Annotated in this window: 15 protein-coding genes; all 15 read left to right on the forward strand. The window is 48.7% G+C overall.

Going from position 1 to position 17,732, the window contains the following annotated elements; translation table 11 throughout:
* Positions 1 to 520: 520 nt before the first annotated feature.
* The 15 genes from CPA45_RS17990 to CPA45_RS18060 all read left to right on the forward strand — a co-directional run bounded on the left by CPA45_RS17990 (position 521) and on the right by CPA45_RS18060 (position 17,728).
* A complete protein-coding gene (locus tag CPA45_RS17990) occupies positions 521 to 2,233 on the forward strand; it encodes a thiamine pyrophosphate-dependent enzyme (protein WP_096653911.1) in 1,713 nt (570 codons plus the stop codon).
* 80 nt (positions 2,234 to 2,313) lie between these two features.
* Positions 2,314 to 3,105, forward strand: a complete 792-nt coding sequence (locus tag CPA45_RS17995) for an alpha/beta fold hydrolase (protein ID WP_096653913.1) — start codon at positions 2,314 to 2,316, stop codon at positions 3,103 to 3,105.
* Between the two features lie 48 nt (positions 3,106 to 3,153).
* The gene (locus tag CPA45_RS18000) at positions 3,154 to 3,915 is read left to right on the forward strand and encodes a metallophosphoesterase (protein WP_096653915.1); all 762 of its coding nucleotides are present in this window, start codon (positions 3,154 to 3,156) and stop codon (positions 3,913 to 3,915) included.
* 373 nt (positions 3,916 to 4,288) lie between these two features.
* Positions 4,289 to 5,236 (forward strand): tripartite tricarboxylate transporter substrate binding protein, encoded by a 948-nt coding sequence (locus CPA45_RS18005; RefSeq protein WP_096653917.1) that lies wholly within the window; start codon positions 4,289 to 4,291, stop codon positions 5,234 to 5,236.
* A gap of 7 nt (positions 5,237 to 5,243) precedes the next feature.
* A complete protein-coding gene (locus tag CPA45_RS18010) occupies positions 5,244 to 5,753 on the forward strand; it encodes a tripartite tricarboxylate transporter TctB family protein (protein ID WP_096653919.1) in 510 nt (169 codons plus the stop codon).
* A gap of 2 nt (positions 5,754 to 5,755) precedes the next feature.
* Positions 5,756 to 7,243 (forward strand): tripartite tricarboxylate transporter permease, encoded by a 1,488-nt coding sequence (locus CPA45_RS18015; RefSeq protein ID WP_165771581.1) that lies wholly within the window; start codon positions 5,756 to 5,758, stop codon positions 7,241 to 7,243.
* Between the two features lie 11 nt (positions 7,244 to 7,254).
* Positions 7,255 to 8,580 carry an enolase C-terminal domain-like protein gene (locus CPA45_RS18020; RefSeq protein ID WP_096653923.1) on the forward strand — a complete coding sequence of 442 codons (1,326 nt, stop codon included), beginning with the start codon at positions 7,255 to 7,257 and terminating at the stop codon, positions 8,578 to 8,580.
* A gap of 198 nt (positions 8,581 to 8,778) precedes the next feature.
* Complete coding sequence (gene kdgD / locus CPA45_RS18025) at positions 8,779 to 9,696, forward strand: 5-dehydro-4-deoxyglucarate dehydratase (RefSeq protein ID WP_096653925.1); 918 nt, start codon at positions 8,779 to 8,781, stop codon at positions 9,694 to 9,696.
* Positions 9,697 to 9,758: 62 nt separating this feature from the next.
* Positions 9,759 to 10,769 (forward strand): TRAP transporter substrate-binding protein, encoded by a 1,011-nt coding sequence (locus CPA45_RS18030; RefSeq protein WP_244287653.1) that lies wholly within the window; start codon positions 9,759 to 9,761, stop codon positions 10,767 to 10,769.
* An 86-nt stretch (positions 10,770 to 10,855) separates the two neighbouring features.
* A complete protein-coding gene (locus tag CPA45_RS18035; protein WP_096653927.1) occupies positions 10,856 to 11,392 on the forward strand; it encodes a TRAP transporter small permease in 537 nt (178 codons plus the stop codon).
* Positions 11,393 to 11,395: 3 nt separating this feature from the next.
* The gene (locus CPA45_RS18040) at positions 11,396 to 12,676 is read left to right on the forward strand and encodes a TRAP transporter large permease (protein WP_096653929.1); all 1,281 of its coding nucleotides are present in this window, start codon (positions 11,396 to 11,398) and stop codon (positions 12,674 to 12,676) included.
* A gap of 54 nt (positions 12,677 to 12,730) precedes the next feature.
* Positions 12,731 to 13,867: a mandelate racemase/muconate lactonizing enzyme family protein gene (locus tag CPA45_RS18045; RefSeq protein ID WP_096653931.1), complete on the forward strand. Its 1,137-nt coding sequence runs from the start codon at positions 12,731 to 12,733 to the stop codon at positions 13,865 to 13,867.
* A gap of 297 nt (positions 13,868 to 14,164) precedes the next feature.
* On the forward strand, positions 14,165 to 15,760 hold the full coding sequence (locus tag CPA45_RS18050; protein ID WP_096653933.1) for an ABC transporter substrate-binding protein: 1,596 nt from the start codon (positions 14,165 to 14,167) through the stop codon (positions 15,758 to 15,760).
* A 43-nt stretch (positions 15,761 to 15,803) separates the two neighbouring features.
* Entirely contained in the window at positions 15,804 to 16,820 is a 1,017-nt protein-coding gene (locus tag CPA45_RS18055) for an ABC transporter permease (protein WP_096653935.1), read from the forward strand.
* Entirely contained in the window at positions 16,820 to 17,728 is a 909-nt protein-coding gene (locus CPA45_RS18060) for an ABC transporter permease (RefSeq protein ID WP_096653937.1), read from the forward strand. Before CPA45_RS18055 ends, CPA45_RS18060 begins: the two co-directional genes overlap by 1 nt.
* The last annotated feature ends 4 nt before the right edge of the window (positions 17,729 to 17,732 follow it).

Raw genomic sequence — 17,732 nt, forward strand, 5'->3', positions numbered from 1 at the left:
GATATTAGGCGCTTTTCAGCACCAGGGGTAGTCCAAAAGATGTAAGCAATTTGCCATAAACCGTAAGCATTTGCTTACATTTAGTAGGATAAGCCTCCTATATCATTGAATGGAAAAGGTTTTCATATTACGAAAAAGCCGACAAGGAACGTCGGCTTGGGTAGTCATTTTTTCGTCTAAAGGGGCGTGCAAATGGTCAAAACGGCTGTTTTTAACCGAAATAGGCTGCCAATGCTTCGTTGGCAGCTTGTTGCCATTTCGCTTGTAGGCTCCAAAATGCGAGCACTTCGTCGTCTTCTACAGACATGACTAGAGAAAAGGTCATTAGGTGGTCCTCCTATAAAGGGAACCCTGACAGTATAGCTGTTTTTTGCTGCATTGCAGCATTTTGTGTCGTTAGCGTCCTATCAATAAGCTTTTTAGGCCAGCAAAGTCGCTGAACAGCAACTAGGCTGTGGGTGTTGCCCTGGTGATTTCTAGGAATTTCCAGGACTCAAACCTACTGCGAAAGGAGTCGCTGATGAGCGTAAATGTTGCTGAAATCATCGTTGATACACTTCAAAACGCTGGAGCAAAGCGCTGTTATGGCATTGTGGGAGATACACTTAATCACTTCACAGATGCGTTACGGCAAAGCGATATAGCGTGGGTGGGGGTACGTCACGAAGAGGTTGGTGGCTTTGCCGCTGGAGGCGAAGCTTATATGACCCAAGAGCTTGCGTTATGCGCAGGCTCTTGCGGCCCAGGTAGCCTTCACTTTGTGAATGGCTTGTTTGATGCCCACCGCAACGGCGCGCCTGTGGTACTGATTGCTAGTCAAATACCGCTGAGTGAAATAGGTGGACAGTTTCCACAGGAGGTTGATCAAACCAGCATTTTTAAACAGTACAGCGTGTTTTGTGAAACCATTGTCTCGCCCGAGCAGGCGCGCCGTATGGCTGCACAAGCTGCGCAAGCCGCACTGGCCAAACGTGGCGTAGCGGTACTGGTTGTGCCAGGCGATGTTATGACGCAAACGCCTGAAAACCAATTGAGTTACCGTGCCCATCAGTTTAGCTACTCGGTGCGCCCTAGTGCTGAAGCCCTGGTGCCAGCAGTAACGCAGCTAAATAAAGGCGGTAATATCACCATCTTTGCTGGCTCGGGATGCGAAGACGCCCGGGAGCAGGTAATAGCGCTTGCTGAGAAATTACAGGCGCCCATTGCCTGGACATCCCGAGCCAAAGACTTCATTGAGCACGAAAACCCCTATCAAGTCGGTATGACGGGAGTTTATGGCCTAGAAGGTGGTTATCACGCTGTGGCGGAGTGTGACACGCTGCTAATGTTAGGTTGTAACTTTGCGTTTACTCAGTTTTACCCCGAACGTGCCAATATCATTCAGGTTGATTTTGAGCCAATGCAGATTGGTAAGCACCACCCAGTGGATGTTGGGATTATTGGTAGTGTGCGTGATACCTGCGAAGCGCTTTCGCAGGTGGTAAAGGTGAATTCCAACTCACGCTGGCTAGAGAAGTGCCTTAAGCGTTATACCAAATCGTTAAATAAGTCTGCTCATAAGAGCCAAGACGCTGATGTCATTCATCCACAGGAGCTAACGCTAGCCATTGACCGCCATGCGGCAGAAAACGCGTTCTTCACTGCGGATACCGGAAGTGTGACCGTGTGGATGTTGCGCCATATTCGCGCCTTAAAACAGCGCCGCACCTTAGCTAGCCTGCAGCATGGCACCATGGCCAGTGCTTACCCGCAAGCATTGGGAATTCAGCTAGCCCACCCTGAACGACAAGTGATCGCTATGTGTGGGGATGGCGGTTTGTCTATGCTAATGGGCGATTTGCTTACGTTAGTACAATATCGAATTCCGCTTAAAATCGTCGTGTATAACAATGGCTCGCTGAGTTTTGTGGAGCTAGAACAGAAGGTAGAAGGGTTGTTGGATGCCTACACTGAGTTGGAAAACCCTGACTTCGGTGACCTTGCCAAGATAATGGGGCTGTGGGGGCAACGGGTGGATCGCGAAAGCGAATTAGACACAGTAGTAAGCGAGTGGCTAGCCCAGCCTGGGCCCGCATTATTAGATGTGGCAGTTAACCCCATGGAATTGGTAATGCCACCTAAAGTGGAGGCCGGCCAAGTGGCGTCAACAGCGCTTTACTCTGCCAAGGCGGTGGTAAGCGGGCGCATGGATGACGTTGTGCACTTAGTGAAGAGTAACTTCTTAAAACGCTAACGCGATGGAATCCTAAGCGTGTATAGCATGGTATGTTGTCAGTTCATCACCAATAACAAACTGATTAGCCGGGCCATGCCATGACGATAATTCCTCAAGACCGCTGGGTAGATTCCCCTGGCGGTCACTTATTTACCCGTACCTGGGAGCCGCAGCAGGTGTGCTGCGATACCCCCATTGTATTGTTTCATGACTCCCTTGGCTGCGTTGAGCTGTGGCGCAGTTTTCCTGCTGCGCTGTGTGCTGCCACCCAGCAGCGGGTCATTGCCTATGACCGACTAGGCTATGGACGCTCAGCAGCCTGTACGTCGCCACCACCATTCAGTTTTATCGACGATGAACCTACAGCCAGTTTTGCTGCACTCTACACTGCATTTCAGCTCGATCAGTTTATCGCTCTTGGTCATAGCGTTGGCGGTGGTATGGCGGTGCACTGTGCTGGGCATTACGCTGATAAGTGCACTGGGCTAGTTACCATCGCTGCCCAATCAATCAACGAGTTACGTACTCGGCGTGGCATCGAGGAGGCACAGGCTGCTTTTCAAATACCAGAGCAGTTTGCCAAGTTAGAAAAATACCATGGGGACAAAGCCAGCTGGGTATTACGCGCCTGGACGGATACTTGGCTACACCCAGCGTTCGAAACGTGGTCGCTTAAGCCAGCATTAGAGCGGGTCAACTGCCCAACTCTGGTCCTTCATGGTGAGAAAGATGAGTATGGGTCGCACCGGCAGCCAGAACAAATAGCTCGCTATACACATGGCCCCGTGCACTGTGAAATTCTGCCCGGTATTCATCATGTGCCTCACCGCGAAGCTGAGACAATGGTGGTAGGTCTTATTAGCCAGTTTATTGCCCGTCTGGGTGTGTAGCAGCGCTGCGCTAATGGTGTGAGTTCATCCAGAAAATTGAGGGACTATATGCGTTTACGAATTTTGTCTGATCTTCATTTAGAGTTTTTTGACGGTGATCGTGAGTTACCAGAGGTGGATGCCGATGTCATCATTCTTGCGGGTGATATCCACCGACAAACAGAAGGGCTAGCCTGGGCGCGGCATCGCTTCCCTGATATGCCACTTATTTATGTGCCCGGTAATCACGAATTCTATGGCACATGCATGCCGCAGCTACGCGATGAGCTGGCGCTCGAAGCTGAGCGGTTGGGTATTACATTACTTGATAATCAATCGGTTACCATAAATGGCGTGCGCTTTTACGGCACGACGCTATGGACAGATTTTGCGTTGTACGCTGATGACCCGACGAAAAATCCCGCAGAGACAGAGAGCAAAGCGCTGCGTGTTATGCCCGACTTTAACATCGTCCAAACCTTGCCTGGGATAACGTTTTCTCCGCTGGCAAGCCAGCAACTGCATGCTGAAGCACTCGCATGGCTTGAAAGCGAGCTATCTCAGCCGTTTGAAGGCCCGAAGGTAGTGGTTAGCCATCATGCTCCGTTGCACGACTGCATTCCCGAGCAGTATCTCGGCGATGCACTTTCTCCAGCGTTTGCTTCTCACTTGCCGCAGTTGATGGGGAAAATGGATTTGTGGGTGCATGGTCATGTCCATGAGCCAGTCGATAGGCTGAACAACGGTACCCGTGTTATTGCTAACCCCGGTGGCTATCCCGAGGAGTTCTGCCCGGCGGTATTTCAGCCAGGATTAGTGATTGAAGTGTGATAGTGGATTTTTTTCAAAAGCTTAGCTTCGGGGTTGTTTACCTGCCGCTAAGCTTTCTATGTGTTCATAGCTGAGTGTTTAGGTCTGATACTTTGGTTTAACTTCTAATGGTTCCGCTTGCGCCTTGGGGTCATGCTAATTATCTTCATTGTTGTATGATGTATTACATAAGATATTGGCGGGTCGCATAAACAATATACCTCCCAGCAGATAATGCCCGCACGCTCTTAACTATGTCGACTAACTATGCCAACTAGCTATGCCAACTCAAGATGAGTGCCAAAAGCTCGCCGAGCTAATTGAAAACATCAAATAAAAAAATACCGCGATCAAACGGTTGACGCACTAACGCCACAACCATAGAGGTGAAACAATGAAAAAGATAATGACGACACTCTCTGTTGCTACTGCTGCTCTGACGCTCTCTACTTTAGCAGTGGCTGATTATCCCACTAAAAATATTGAATTTATCGTGCCGTGGAATGCAGGTGGCGGTGCCGATAATGTGGTGAGAGCATTACAAAATCCTGTTGAGAAGGCGCTTGGGACTAATCTTGTCGTTCGTAACATCTCAGGCGGCGGTGGTGCTGTAGGATTCTCTACTGCGGTGGGTGCAAAGACAGATGGTTACGTCGTCACTATTCCTACCAATGCCACTTTTACACTTGAGGGACTGGGGAACGTTGGCTTTACCTATACCGACTTTGAGTATATTGCCCGAGTGTTAGTTGAGCCCTACGTGTTAGCCGCTAGCAGCCAGAAAGGCTGGGAGTCGCTGGAGGAAATGCTCAATGACCTGCAAGAGAATGATCGCCCCTTAATGGTAGGTGCATCTGGCGTTGGCTCTTCAACACACATCATGGCCGTTGCACTGGCCGAAGAGCTGGGTGTCCGTTTTGAAGTGGTTCCCTACGACAGCGGTGCTAACGCGGTAACGGCAGCGATGGGTGGCCATATTGATGCGGTAGTTCTGAACCCTTCAGAAGTGGTTTCTGGCATTGATTCTGGACGCCTCACCGCTATTGTCACTACCGGTGATGAGCGTAGTGGCGCGCTTCCTGATGCGCCTACCATGTTGGAACAAGGCTATGACTTCTCCGTTAGTCAGTGGCGTGGTGTGGCTGCTCCTAAGGGCATTAGTCAAGAAGTTGAAGACCGCTGGGTGGAAGCTATTCAAGCCGCCGTTGAAGACCCTGAGTTCCAACGTGCAGCAGAGATGATGGGTTCCGACATCATGCCACTTTATGGCGACGAGCTTGATGAATTTGTGGAAAACACGGCTCGATTAATGATTGAAGAAGCTGCAAAACTGGCTCAGTGAGGAAGTTATGCAACGGCCTATTCCAGAAGCAACGTTTCATATTGTGCTTATAGGTCTTGTGGGTTACTTCCTAATGGAGAGTTTTTCTATTCGAGGAAGTGCAGCTGGCGGCAACCTGTCGCCGGCCTTTTTCCCCAAGGCGATCTGTGCACTTTTAATCATTTTACTTTTGCTATCGCTTGTCAGGGTCGTCATTGAAGGAATATCCAACAAGGAGCTTGAGCAGCCACGCGAAGTCAGTTTCGGCATATCCGTCATTGCCTGGTTGGTCGTACTTGCGCTCTTGATACTTTATGCCTTTTTACTAGAGCCACTTGGCTACATATTAACAACAGCATTGTTGATTTTCTGCATGGTTTCAACGTTGGTGTTACTTAATAAACAAGATCAAAAAGCGTCTTTAAAAGGTGCAATAGGGCTTGCTGGTTTTTCAATATTGACCTCATTAGCCATCTTCATACTTTTTAGTAAAGGCTTCAGCATTATTTTGCCCACCCTGGGAATAGCCGGAGTTTAATCATGAATGATTATATCGATGCACTAGGGCTTGTTTTCCAGGGATACGTACTGTTAGCGATAGCCGGCGGAACGCTGCTTGGGCTTATTATGGGGGCGCTGCCAGGCTTGACCGCTGCCATGGCAATAGCGCTACTGCTTCCATTAACCTTTGGAATGCCGCCTGTCATGGGTGTTGGCATGCTGCTTGGCACGTTGTGTGGGGCTATTGCCGGTGGTTCCGTATCAGCCACTTTATTGAATATTCCAGGCACTCCCTCTTCGGTAGCGACCACGCTTGATGCTTTTCCTATGGCCCGTAGTGGTCAGGCGGGGCGAGCCCTGGGAATTGCCATTGTCGCCTCTTTTCTAGGCGGAATTTTTAGTGCGGTAGTGTTAAGTGTACTGGCACCTCCCATTGCCGAGTTTGCTCTGCGTTTCGGAGCACCTGAATACTTTGCACTTAGTGTTTTTGGCCTGGTTATCATTGCATCTGTTTCCAAAAACTTAGCCAAGGGGCTTGCGGCTGGGCTGATAGGTTTGCTGTTAGCAACGGTTGGGTCTGACCCGATGTTAGGAAGCCCTCGGTTTACCTATGGCAACATGTCGCTTTTAACCGGCATTAATCTCTTACCTGCGCTTATTGGTTTGTTTGCCGTGTCACAAGTGTTGGCCGATGTCGTTGACTATTTCAAAACTGAGAAAGCTGATGCATCAAACACGCCTATCGATAAAGCGTCGCCTCGTTGGATCGAGGTGCTCAAACATTGGAAGGTCGTCCTCTCTAGTTCCGTGATTGGTACGATCGTGGGTGCCATCCCAGGTGCTGGCGGCAGTATTGCCTCTTTCTTGTCCTACGATCAGGCCAAAAAGATGTCAAAAACACCTGAAAAATTTGGTAAAGGGCATTCTGAAGGCATTATCGCTTCCGAGTCTTCTAATAACTCATTAGTTGGTGGATCGCTGATACCCATGCTGACGCTTGGGGTTCCCGGTGAAGCGGCAACTGCTGTTCTAATGGGCGGTTTAATGATTCAGGGCATACGTCCGGGACCAACACTTTTTACTGAGCAAGGCGCCATTATTTACGGCATCTTTATTGCTTTCTTTGTGGCGAATATCTTCATGATGCTCTTCCAGTGGTTTGGCATCAGGCTGTTTATAAAGATACTGCAGATACCAAGGAAGCTACTGATGGCGATGATTTTGGTCTTCTGTGTCATCGGTGTTTACGCCGTCGACTCCAACATTTTTAACGTTTATCTGATGCTGGCCTTCGGTGTTCTTGGATTTTTCTTGAATAAGTATGGCTTTGGCACTGCCCCCGTTATTCTGGGCTTAATTCTTGGACCCATTGCAGAGTCAAACTTACGCCGAGCTTTGATGGTTTCAGGCGGGGACTGGACCGTCTTTGTTACTCGTCCTATCAGTTTATCGTTCCTGGTGGTCGCCCTGCTATTTCTAGCGTTTAGCCTTTGGCAAAACGCTAAACATAAAACGTCATTTGCTTAGGATTAATCATTATGTTTCCTAAAATTAAATCAATGAAAGTGGTTCCTGTCGCTGGCTACGATGGCTTCTTGTTAAACCTCAGCGGTGGCCATGCGCCCTGGTTTATTCGCTGTGTGGTCATTCTTGAAGATGACGCTGGTAACCAGGGTGTTGGTGAGATTCCTTCCAGTGGCGGAATTCTTAAAGGGCTGGAGCAGTGCCGTGGGATGGTAGAAGGCTCGCAGATCAATAATATCAAGCACACGCTTAATAAGGTGCGCCTGCGGCTAGCGCAAAATGGACGTGAAGAGCGTGGCCGCCAGACATTTGACTTACGCGTAGCGGTGCATGTGATCACGGGCATTGAATCGGCTTTGTTAGACCTTTATGGGCAGGCACTACAAATGCCCGTGGCCGACCTGCTTGGTCAGTATGGCCGTCAGCGTGATGAAGTCGAGGCATTGGGCTATCTGTTTTTATTAGGTGATCCAGGCAAGACAGATCTGCCGTATCCTAACGCGCTTAATCCTCAAGATACCTGGGATGAAATACGCTACCAAGAGGCACTGACACCTGAAGCGGTGGCTAATTTGGCCAAAGCCGCCTATGAGCGTTACGGGTTTAAAGACTTTAAATTAAAAGGGGGTGTGCTGCGCGGTGAAGAGGAGGCAGATTGCATTCGCGCGCTCCATGAAGCATTTCCAGAGGCTCGATTAACGCTTGATCCTAATGGTGCCTGGAAACTTGATGAAGCAGTGGGGGTGTTGGAGCCCATCAAACACCTGTTGAGCTATGCCGAAGATCCCTGTGGCCAGGAAGAGGGCTACTCTGGGCGTGAGACCATGGCTGAGTTTAAGAAGCGCACTGGCCTGCCCACGGCGACCAATATGATTGCAACAGATTTTAAGCAGCTACAGTATGCCGTTCAGCTTAACTCCGTTGATATACCTCTAGCCGATTGTCATTTTTGGACCATGCAAGGCGCTGTAAAAGTAGGTGAACTTTGTAACGAGTGGGGCATGACCTGGGGTTCTCACAGTAATAACCATTTCGATATTTCTTTGGCGATGATGACTCACGTTGCCGCTGCTTGCCCTGGAGAGATTACCGCAATTGACACGCACTGGATTTGGCAAGATGGTCAACGTATCACCAAAAATCCCTTACTCATTCGCGATGGTAAGCTAAAGGTTCCAACCACCCCTGGGCTGGGGATTGAGCTTGATGAAGATAAACTGATGGAGGCACATCAGCTTTATAAGACGCTCGACACCACCCAAAGAAATGATGCTATGGCGATGCAGTTTCTTATTCCTGGATGGCAATTTGATCCCAAACGACCTGCTTTGGTCCGTTGATCCTTAAACAGTCATCTTTTTGCAAGCCTGTAGGTTACTGCTACTTTGGTTTAAAACGCGATAGTTCTGCTTGCGTCGCGGCAAGCCTATACATATCTTCATAAACATATGATGTATTACATAGCTTGTTTTCCATTCGGTCATCACTCGCTCCAGTTCATCGAATAGAAGACGCAATGATAAAAAAGAGGGCATAACGTGACATTTTCAAGAGAAGCAGTAACCAATGCCATTGGCGATGGTTTGCTATCGTTCCCGATCACGGATTTCGATAGCCAAGGCCGCTTTGATGAAGCGAGCTATCGTAAGCGGCTGGAGTGGTTTATCAGCCATGAAATCTCAGCGGTCTTCGTCGCGGGCGGTACTGGGGAGTTTTTCAGCCTGTCGCTGGATGAGTATCGCGAGATTGTGCGCATAGCGGTTGAGGTGATTGATGGGCGTTTGCCGGTGATCGCCAGCGCTGGCCTAAGCGTTGAGACAGGTAAGGCTTTTGCAAAAGCAGCTGAAGAGGCGGGGGCTGATGGCATTCTGCTGATGCCGCCTTATTTAACCGAGTGCCCGCAAGGCGGTTTGGTCGAGTACGCTCGCCAAATTTGCGATGCCACCTCAATCAATGTGATTTATTACAACCGCGGCAATGGCATTTTGAATGCCCACTCTGTTCAGCAACTGGCCGGTCTTTGCCCTAATTTGGTGGGGTTAAAAGATGGTAAAGGTGATATTCAAGCGCTTAACAAAATTATCAAAACCGTTGGTGATCGCTTGGTTTATATCGGTGGTGTACCTACGGCTGAAATTTTTGCTGAGGCTTACGTCTCTATTGGTGTGAATACTTATTCATCGGCTGTTTTTAACTTCGTACCTGAAATGGCCGTCACCTTTTACAAGGAGTTGCGTAAAGGTAATAAAGAGCTCGTGAAACAGATTACTAACGACTTCTTTATTCCTTTCGTGGATCTCAGGGATCGAAAAGCAGGCTATGCCGTTAGCCTGATCAAAGCGGGCGCGGAGATTGTTGGCCGTCCTGCCGGTCACGTCCGTGCTCCACTGGAAATGCCAAGTGAAAAGGAGAGCCTGCAGTTGGCAGCGTTGATCGACGTGGCAAAAAAATACTGACTAATAACATACCCATTAACATCTGCTAGTAAACGATCACTAATAATAAGAGAGCGTTAAACATGCATGCTAATAATAGCGTTATGAAAACTAGCCACATTAAGAAATTCTTACCTATCGCCAGTGTGGCGGCCATGATGGCCTTTGCGCTTCCGGCTCAGGCGGATAACTGGCGAGGATGGAACATCCACCCAAATGGCTATCCCAATACAGTGGCGCTGGAAGAGTTCGCTGAGGCCGTGGCAGAGCAAACGGAAGGCCGTGTTAAGCCCCGCGTTTATAACAATGCTGTACTTGGCGACCAATCGGACGCCATTGAGCAGACCCGCAACGGGGCCTTGGACTTTGCCAATTTCAATATGGGTCCGATGGGCCCCATCGTTCCTGAAACCAATGTGTTCTCGCTGCCTTTTTTGTTCAATGACGTTGAACATATGCACGCGGTGATGGACGGAGAAATTGGCGAACGCTTTGCTGATGCATTAGAAGAAAAAGGGCTTGTCGTTCTATCGTGGTTTGATTCGGGGGCGAGAAGTATTTACAACACTAAGCAGCCTATTAATACCCCTGAAGATGTTCGTGGCTTAAAGATCCGTGTTATGAACAACGATCTTTATGTTCACATGATTGAGGCGCTAGGTGGAAACGCTACGCCAATGTCCTACGGGGAGGTCTATCAAAGTTTAACTACCGGTGTTTTAGACGGTGCAGAAAATAACTACCCGTCTTTTGAATCAAGTAATCACTATGAAGCATCAGGATATTACTCCTTAACCGAACATTTGATTATTCCTGAGTGTTTGTGTGTTGCAAAAGCCAGCTGGGAAAAACTCTCGGAAGAAGATCAAGAGATCATTCGAGATGTAGCGCAGCAGGCGTCTGTGCGTCAGCGTGAGCTATGGGTGAATAGTTCTGAAGAGAGCCGGCAGATAGTGTTAGATCATGGTGTTGAAATCAATGAAGTGGAAGATAAAGCTGCCTTCCAGGCGCTTATGGAACCCATGTATGAAAGCTTCATTGCCAGTAACCCGGGCACAGGCGAGCTGATTGAGGAAATTCGCGCCGCCGAGTGATTTTACACTTAAATGCTTCCGGTGGTTGCTAATACATCGCTTTGTCGCTGCTTAGCCACTACCGGAAGTTGAAAAGGAAAGGTTCCGTGAGTATCGAACTTGAATCATCACTCGGTAAAGAAGACACGATAAATAGCAGCCCACTAAATCGAATCTTAGATGGCATTGCTAGCTTATGTATTTTGGTTGCAGGTGTCTTGCTAGTCATACTTATCGCCATATTTGGATGGCTGGTTTTTGGTCGCTATGTGCTGAATAACACGCCGACCTGGGTTGAACAGGCCTCACTGGTGATGGTGGTTTATATCACCTGTTTAGGTGCCGCGGCTGGGGTAAGGCATCATAGCCACCTCAATATTGATTTTATTCGTGAAAGCTTGACTGCTCCTTTACGTAGCTTAATGCACCATCTTGCTGATCTTTTTATCTTCTTTTTTGGCGGATTTATGGCCTTTCAGGGTTGGACATTGGTGATGACAAACCTGAATAGAGCGATTCCCATGATAGGGCTCTCAGAGAGCTGGCGTGCGGCCCCTCTAGTGGTATGCGGTGTGTTAATCATGCTTTTTTCAGCCGCTGATATAGCGCAGCGCTTACTAACTCGAAAAGTTAAGAGGGTATGATCGATGGGGCTTATTATTCTTTTCGGGATATTTTTTCTAGGTCTTTTAGTCGGCGCGCCAGTGGCCTTTGCCGTTGGTTTGGCTGCCGTTGTCACCTTCCTTTATGAAGGCTTGCCCCTTTTTGTGGCCTTCCAACGTATCCTCTCCGGTATCTCCGTTTTTTCCTTACTCGCGATTCCCTTCTTTATTTTTGCAGGGGAGTTGATGATGCACGGCGGTATTTCCACTCGTCTTGTGCGCTTAGCATCGGCCATGGTGGGCAAGGTGCGCGGCGGGTTAGGGATGGTAAATATCAGCTCTTCCATGCTGTTCGGTGGCATCTCTGGTTCGGCCGTTGCGGATACCTCTGCGTTAGGCTCTATTCTGATCCCCGTGATGAAAGAGAAGGGCTACGACGCCGACTATGCCGTCAATGTCACGGTGACATCGTCCGTTGCCGGGGTGGTGATTCCCCCTAGCCATAATATGATTCTTTATGCGGTAGCGGCAGGCGGCGGTATCTCGGTTACTCAGCTGTTTATTGCTGGCATTGTGCCGGGTATTTTGATGTGTTTAAGCCTTGCTGTTGCCGCCTATGTGGTGGCTGTAAAGCGTGGCTATAAGGGCGAAGCATTTCCTGGTTGGGCTGCGCTGATGATCAGCTTTGTGGCTTCTCTGCCTGGGCTGATGACCGCTGTGATTATTGTCGGCGGAGTGCTGTCGGGCATTCTTACCGTCACAGAGTCCGGCGCTTTTGGCGCTATCTACGCCATTATCGTTACAGGGCTGGTCTACCGCGAATTGACCTGGGCCTCTTTCAAAGCAGCCGTTGTTCAGTCAGTAAAAACCACCTCGCTGGTAATGATTTTGGTGGGCTGTGCCTCGGCGTTTTCCTACCTATTGGCCCTCTACAATGTACCGGAAATGTTGACCACAGGGCTGATGGCTATTTCCGATAAGCCGGTGGTTATCTTCCTTATGCTCAATATTATCCTATTGATCTTGGGCATGATTATGGACATGGCGGCGCTAATCCTTATCTGCACGCCCATTTTCCTACCCGTTGCTATGCAGTTCGGTATGGACCCCATTCAGTTCGGTATTATTTTAATGATGAACCTGGGGCTGGGCTTATGTACGCCACCGGTCGGTGCCTGTCTGTTTGTCGGCTGTGTGATTGGCAAAATCAAAATCGAAGAAGCCGTACGTACTATTTGGCCGTTTTTCCTGGCGCTGTTTGCCGCTTTGATGCTGGTGACCTATGTCCCTGCGGTCTCTTTAACGCTTCCTGGTTTTTTCCGCTAATACCGAAGGCTACTAAAGCAGCTTTTATAAAGCTGTTAAGAGGATAGATCGAATATGAAAGTCGTTGCTGTAAACACCCATATACTCGATTACCAACTTGAGACAGCGTTTGAGAGTGCTTCTATGCACTTTTCCCACCGCCAACACTGCCTGGTTGAGATCGTCTGCGATGATGGCACTATCGGTTGGGGAGAGTGCTTGGGACCAGCTAAACCCAATGCCACTATTGTGGAGGTCTACGCGCAATCGCTGATAGGTGAAGATCCGCTGCAAACAGAAAAAATCTGGTTAACCCTGTATAACCGGCTGCGCGACCAGGGCCAGCGCGGCTTAACCGTTACCGCGTTGAGTGGCGTTGATATCGCCTTATGGGATATCAAAGGGAAGCACTTTGGGGTACCGATCTCAACGCTGCTGGGCGGCCGCTTTCGTGACAGCGTACGTGCCTATGCTACAGGCTCATTCCGCCGGGCAGGGGTGGATCGCGTGACCGATATAGCAGCAGAAGTGGCCGGTTATCGCCGTGAGGGCTTTCATGCCGTGAAAGTCAAAATAGGCTTTGATGTGGAGGAAGACCTGGAAGTGATAGCCGCCGTGCGCGATGCCATTGGCCCTGATATGCGCCTGATGATTGATGCCAACCACGGCTATGACTACCTGGAAGCGATCGAACTGGGCCAGCGTGCTGCCCCGTTTGGTATCGACTGGTTTGAAGAGCCAGTCTTGCCAGAACAAATCTCCACCTACGAAGCCGTTAGAGCGGGGCAGTCTATCCCTGTTGCCAGTGGCGAAAATTGGCACGGCCGTTATGCCATGCATGAGCCGTTAGCAAGACGCGCAGTGGATATCGTGCAGCCGGATATTTGCGGTGTAGGTGGTTTTAGCGAAATGCGCCGGGTGGCGGATATGGCCGCTATGCATGGTGTGCGCTTGGTGCCCCACGTGTGGGGTACGGCGGTATGTCTGGCAGCCAGCCTGCAGTTTATGGCGGCACTGCCACCCAACCCACCACGCCGCAAGCCTATCGAACCTATCATGGAGTTCGACCGCACCGAAAACCCTTTCCGCCAAGCCGTCGTGCAAACGCCTCTTGAGCATAAAAATGGGGTAGTGACGATTCCCGATGGCCCAGGACTGGGGATTGAAATTAACCGCAATACGCTCGCTAATTACGCTTTGAAAGAAGTGTGAGGGATTGACGCAGCTTTTTGATAGTTCTCAATAGCTATGAATAAAACGCAGAGCAGGAAATAGAAATACGATGACAGTAGTAAGAATGATAAACCCAAACATATTATGTATTACTAGTGTGCTTCTCTACTCATTTCAAACGACCAGATTGTGAGATGGGCAAGCTCTTGCGGGGAGCTCCTGTAAAGAGCCCTTGTGTAGCGCTCTTGTGAGGCGTTCTCGTGCATATGGATTGATGGGGAATTTAAAAAATGACTTCGATTATAAATATAAATTGCTAACACATTGGAGTATGGCATGAACATTTGTACAAAGTGCTTAATAGGCGTAATGCTACTGATCATGACAACAGTGGTGCACTCAAATACGCCCAGTGATCAGCTTATTATTGCGCTTAAGATGAATAATATTTTGTCACTGGATCCGGCGGCATCAACGGGTAATGATATTGCATTCATCAACGCAAATCTTTATGACACGTTGATAGAACTGGATCCAGAAGACCCGACCATTATCCTGCCCGCCCTTGCAAGAGACTGGGAGGTGGCTGACGATAATATGTCAATCTCTTTTAGTCTTCGTGAAGACGTCAGTTTTCATTCAGGAAATCAGCTTACGGCTGAAGATGTTGTTTGGACATTCGAGCGCGTACTAGATCTTAATCTGGCATTGGCAACCACTTGGAAAGCACTAGGGTTTACCAAGGAGAATATTTCAAACCTCATATCGGAGACAGGCACACATGAAGTAGAAATAAAATTTCCACGCGAGCTTGATCCCAAGCTGGTTATATACACTCTTGCTACCAGCCCCAGCGCTTTCATCATAGATAAACAGCTGGTATTAGAGCATGAGCAAGATGGGGATCTAGGGCATCAATGGTTGACGACCAACTCAGCTGGTAGTGGTGCTTTCAGCTTAGAGCAGTGGATACCTCAAGATAGAATAATCATGGTTAAAAACGCCCAATACTGGGGCGAAACTCCCAGTTTAGAGCGTATTGCTATGCGTAATCTAAAAGAGTCACAGACGATGCGGCTGATGATTGAGCGTGGCGATATCGACGTAGCCATCGGTATGTCTGTGCCAGACATCCGGTCTTTAGAGGGGGCAGAGGGGGTTGATATTCAAACCACTCAACGAGGCACGCTTTACTACGTTGCCGTTAGTATGCAAAACGATATTCTGGCCAATAAAGATGTCCGTAGAGCCATTAGAGGAACTATCAATTACGAGGGTATCAACGACAGTATCATGCCTTACTACGGCGTGTTTCATCAGCGCCCTGTAAAGCTTGGGTTACCCGCTACTCTACCCGAGCCTATGTACTCACTATCCACTGATGAAGCCCGAAAGCTGCTGGCAAATGCGGGTTATGAAAATGGTTTCACTACAACCATAAGAGCGCTTAACGAGTCGCCATTTATCAACGTAGCTATCAATCTTCAAAGTAGCTTGGAAAGAATAGGCATCAACGCAGAAATTATCAGTGGGACCGGCAACCAGGTATACGGAGCAATGAGAGATCGTCGCTTTGATATCATTGTAGGTCGGGGAGGGGGCGGTTTTGCACCTCACCCTGACTCTAATCTTACACCACTCTTATTTAATCCGGATAACTCGGACTCTGCCAAGCTTACCAACTTTCAAGGATGGCGAACTGGCTATCATAATGAGCGTATCAATGAGTTGATCATGCAAGCTGTTTCAGAAGCGGATAGTGAGCTGCAAAATAGTTTATATGCCGAGGTTCAGTCTATTTATGATGAGGATGTCGGTGCACTGTTTCCTTTCTCGCAAATGGTCAATACGGTCGCTGTCAGACAAGAAGTGGAGGGGTACTTGGATGATCCAGCCGCGATGACTCGTTTGAGGTCAGTAACCAAACACTAAAATAAGCTTGTTAGTGGATGCATTAATAAAGGAGGAAATAATAATGATAAGATCACGTGTTTCAAGAGTAACAAAAAAGACAGGCGTAATATTGATAACCCTGTTCGGGCTTTTAACAATGACCTTTGTCATTGGTAGATTAATGCCCATTGATCCGGTTTTAGCCGTTATAGGTCCCGATGCTGATTCGTCTACCTATCAGCAGGTTTTTGATGAGATGGGGTTGGGGAAGCCTATATGGGTTCAATATTACTATTATTTACAGGATATGCTGTCGGGCGATTTTGGGCGTGCCATTCTTACGGGTAGTCCGGTCATTGATGACATTCTACGTGTATTACCAGCCACTATAGAACTTGCTTCAATTGCGATTATGGTGGGTGTTGGTCTGGGCGTTCCATTAGGCGTGTATGCCGCTACTCATCGTGGCCGCCTGGGGGACCACCTGACGCGGTTGATAACTCTATTTGGTTATTCAACACCGGTGTTCTGGGTGGGCATGGTCGGCTTGATTATCTTCTATGCATGGCTTAACTGGGCCGGTGCAGCAGGCCGTATCGGTTTTGCCTATGATGGCATGTTTACAAGCTATACCGGCTTTTACTTGGTGGATACGTTACTATCGGGAAATATTGAAGCCTTCGTTAGTGCGCTACGCCATATTGCCCTACCTGCACTTATTCTTGGTTTGAATTCAGTCTCCTTTATTGGTCGGATGACGCGCAGTTTTATGTTAGAACAACTCTCTCAGGAGTATATAAAAACCGCACGGGTCAAAGGTCTTTCTGAACGAAGTGTAATCTGGAAGCATGCATTTAAAAATATCCGTGTTCAGTTGCTTACTATTGTAGCATTAGCTTATGGCGGATTGCTTGAAGGTGCTGTTCTTATTGAAACGGTTTTTGCCTGGCCGGGCTTCGGGCAGTATCTAACAGATAGTTTATTAATGGGTGATATGAACGCTGTGATGGCATCCGTTCTTTTTATCGGCCTTGTGTTTGTATTCCTGAATTTACTATCAGATGCCCTGTATAAAATGTTCGATCCGAGGACTCAATAATGAAAAATGCCGAAGTAGTGAGGAACTCTGATTATTCATTGAAAGCTCGTCATAATCCTGAATATACCCGAGTGGCTCTTTTTGTTAAGTCCTTTAAAAAGCTCTGTAGAAACCCCTTGAGTGCTTCAGGCGTCATCATAGTCGCCTTATTACTGATATGTGCAATTGCTGCACCTCTCATCGCTACTCACAATCCGCTTGAGCAGGATTTGGCCCGCGTCCTGGCATCGCCCTCTCTTGCCCACTGGTTTGGTACGGATGAGTATGGTCGAGATGTTTTTAGCCGGCTGGTGTATGGCTCGCGTGTCACGCTGTATATCATCTTTTTGGTTACCATCATTGTAGGACCTGTTGGCCTTTTGGTAGGCACCATGTCTGGCTATTTTGGTGGCTGGGTGGACAGCGTTTTTATGCGCATAACGGATATCTTTATCTCCTTTCCCAGCCTTGTGCTGGCTCTGGCTTTCGTGGCAGCGCTTGGGCCTGGCCTGGAGCATGCGGTTATCGCAATCGCAATCACCTCTTGGCCTCCTGTGGCACGCCTTGCTCGAGCGGAGACGCTTACCTTGAGAAATTCAGACTATGTGGTGGCTGCACAGCTGCAGGGCGCTTCCGCATGCCGCGTACTGTTTCACTACATTTCATTAATGTGCCTGCCTTCATTGATTGTTCGCTTAACCATGAATATGGCAACGGTCATATTGACCGCCGCGGCGTTGGGATTTTTAGGCTTGGGTGCCCAGCCTCCGCTTCCTGAATGGGGGGCCATGATATCGACAGGTCGTAGCTACATGCTTGAAAGCTGGTGGTTGGTAGCATTTCCGGGAGCGGCCATCATGCTTGTAAGCCTAGCGTTTAATTTATTAGGCGACGGTCTTCGTGACCTTCTAGATCCCCGAACCGAGTGAGGAA

Source organism: Vreelandella nigrificans (assembly GCF_002374315.1).
Classification (GTDB): Bacteria; Pseudomonadota; Gammaproteobacteria; order Pseudomonadales; family Halomonadaceae; genus Vreelandella; species Vreelandella nigrificans.

Excerpts from the sequence above, each read along its gene's own strand:
- CPA45_RS17995 (WP_096653913.1), top strand. The coding sequence starts at position 2,314 with ATGACGATAATTCCTCAAGACCGCTGGGTAGATTCCCCTGGCGGTCAC.
- CPA45_RS18020 (WP_096653923.1), top strand. The coding sequence starts at position 7,255 with ATGTTTCCTAAAATTAAATCAATGAAAGTGGTTCCTGTCGCTGGCTAC.
- CPA45_RS18040 (WP_096653929.1), top strand. The coding sequence starts at position 11,396 with ATGGGGCTTATTATTCTTTTCGGGATATTTTTTCTAGGTCTTTTAGTC.
- CPA45_RS18030 (WP_244287653.1), top strand. The coding sequence starts at position 9,759 with ATGCATGCTAATAATAGCGTTATGAAAACTAGCCACATTAAGAAATTC.
- CPA45_RS18050 (WP_096653933.1), top strand. The coding sequence starts at position 14,165 with ATGAACATTTGTACAAAGTGCTTAATAGGCGTAATGCTACTGATCATG.
- CPA45_RS17990 (WP_096653911.1), top strand. The coding sequence starts at position 521 with ATGAGCGTAAATGTTGCTGAAATCATCGTTGATACACTTCAAAACGCT.
- CPA45_RS18055 (WP_096653935.1), top strand. The coding sequence starts at position 15,804 with ATGATAAGATCACGTGTTTCAAGAGTAACAAAAAAGACAGGCGTAATA.
- CPA45_RS18045 (WP_096653931.1), top strand. The coding sequence starts at position 12,731 with ATGAAAGTCGTTGCTGTAAACACCCATATACTCGATTACCAACTTGAG.
- CPA45_RS18060 (WP_096653937.1), top strand. The coding sequence starts at position 16,820 with ATGAAAAATGCCGAAGTAGTGAGGAACTCTGATTATTCATTGAAAGCT.
- CPA45_RS18015 (WP_165771581.1), top strand. The coding sequence starts at position 5,756 with ATGAATGATTATATCGATGCACTAGGGCTTGTTTTCCAGGGATACGTA.
- CPA45_RS18010 (WP_096653919.1), top strand. The coding sequence starts at position 5,244 with ATGCAACGGCCTATTCCAGAAGCAACGTTTCATATTGTGCTTATAGGT.
- CPA45_RS18005 (WP_096653917.1), top strand. The coding sequence starts at position 4,289 with ATGAAAAAGATAATGACGACACTCTCTGTTGCTACTGCTGCTCTGACG.
- CPA45_RS18000 (WP_096653915.1), top strand. The coding sequence starts at position 3,154 with ATGCGTTTACGAATTTTGTCTGATCTTCATTTAGAGTTTTTTGACGGT.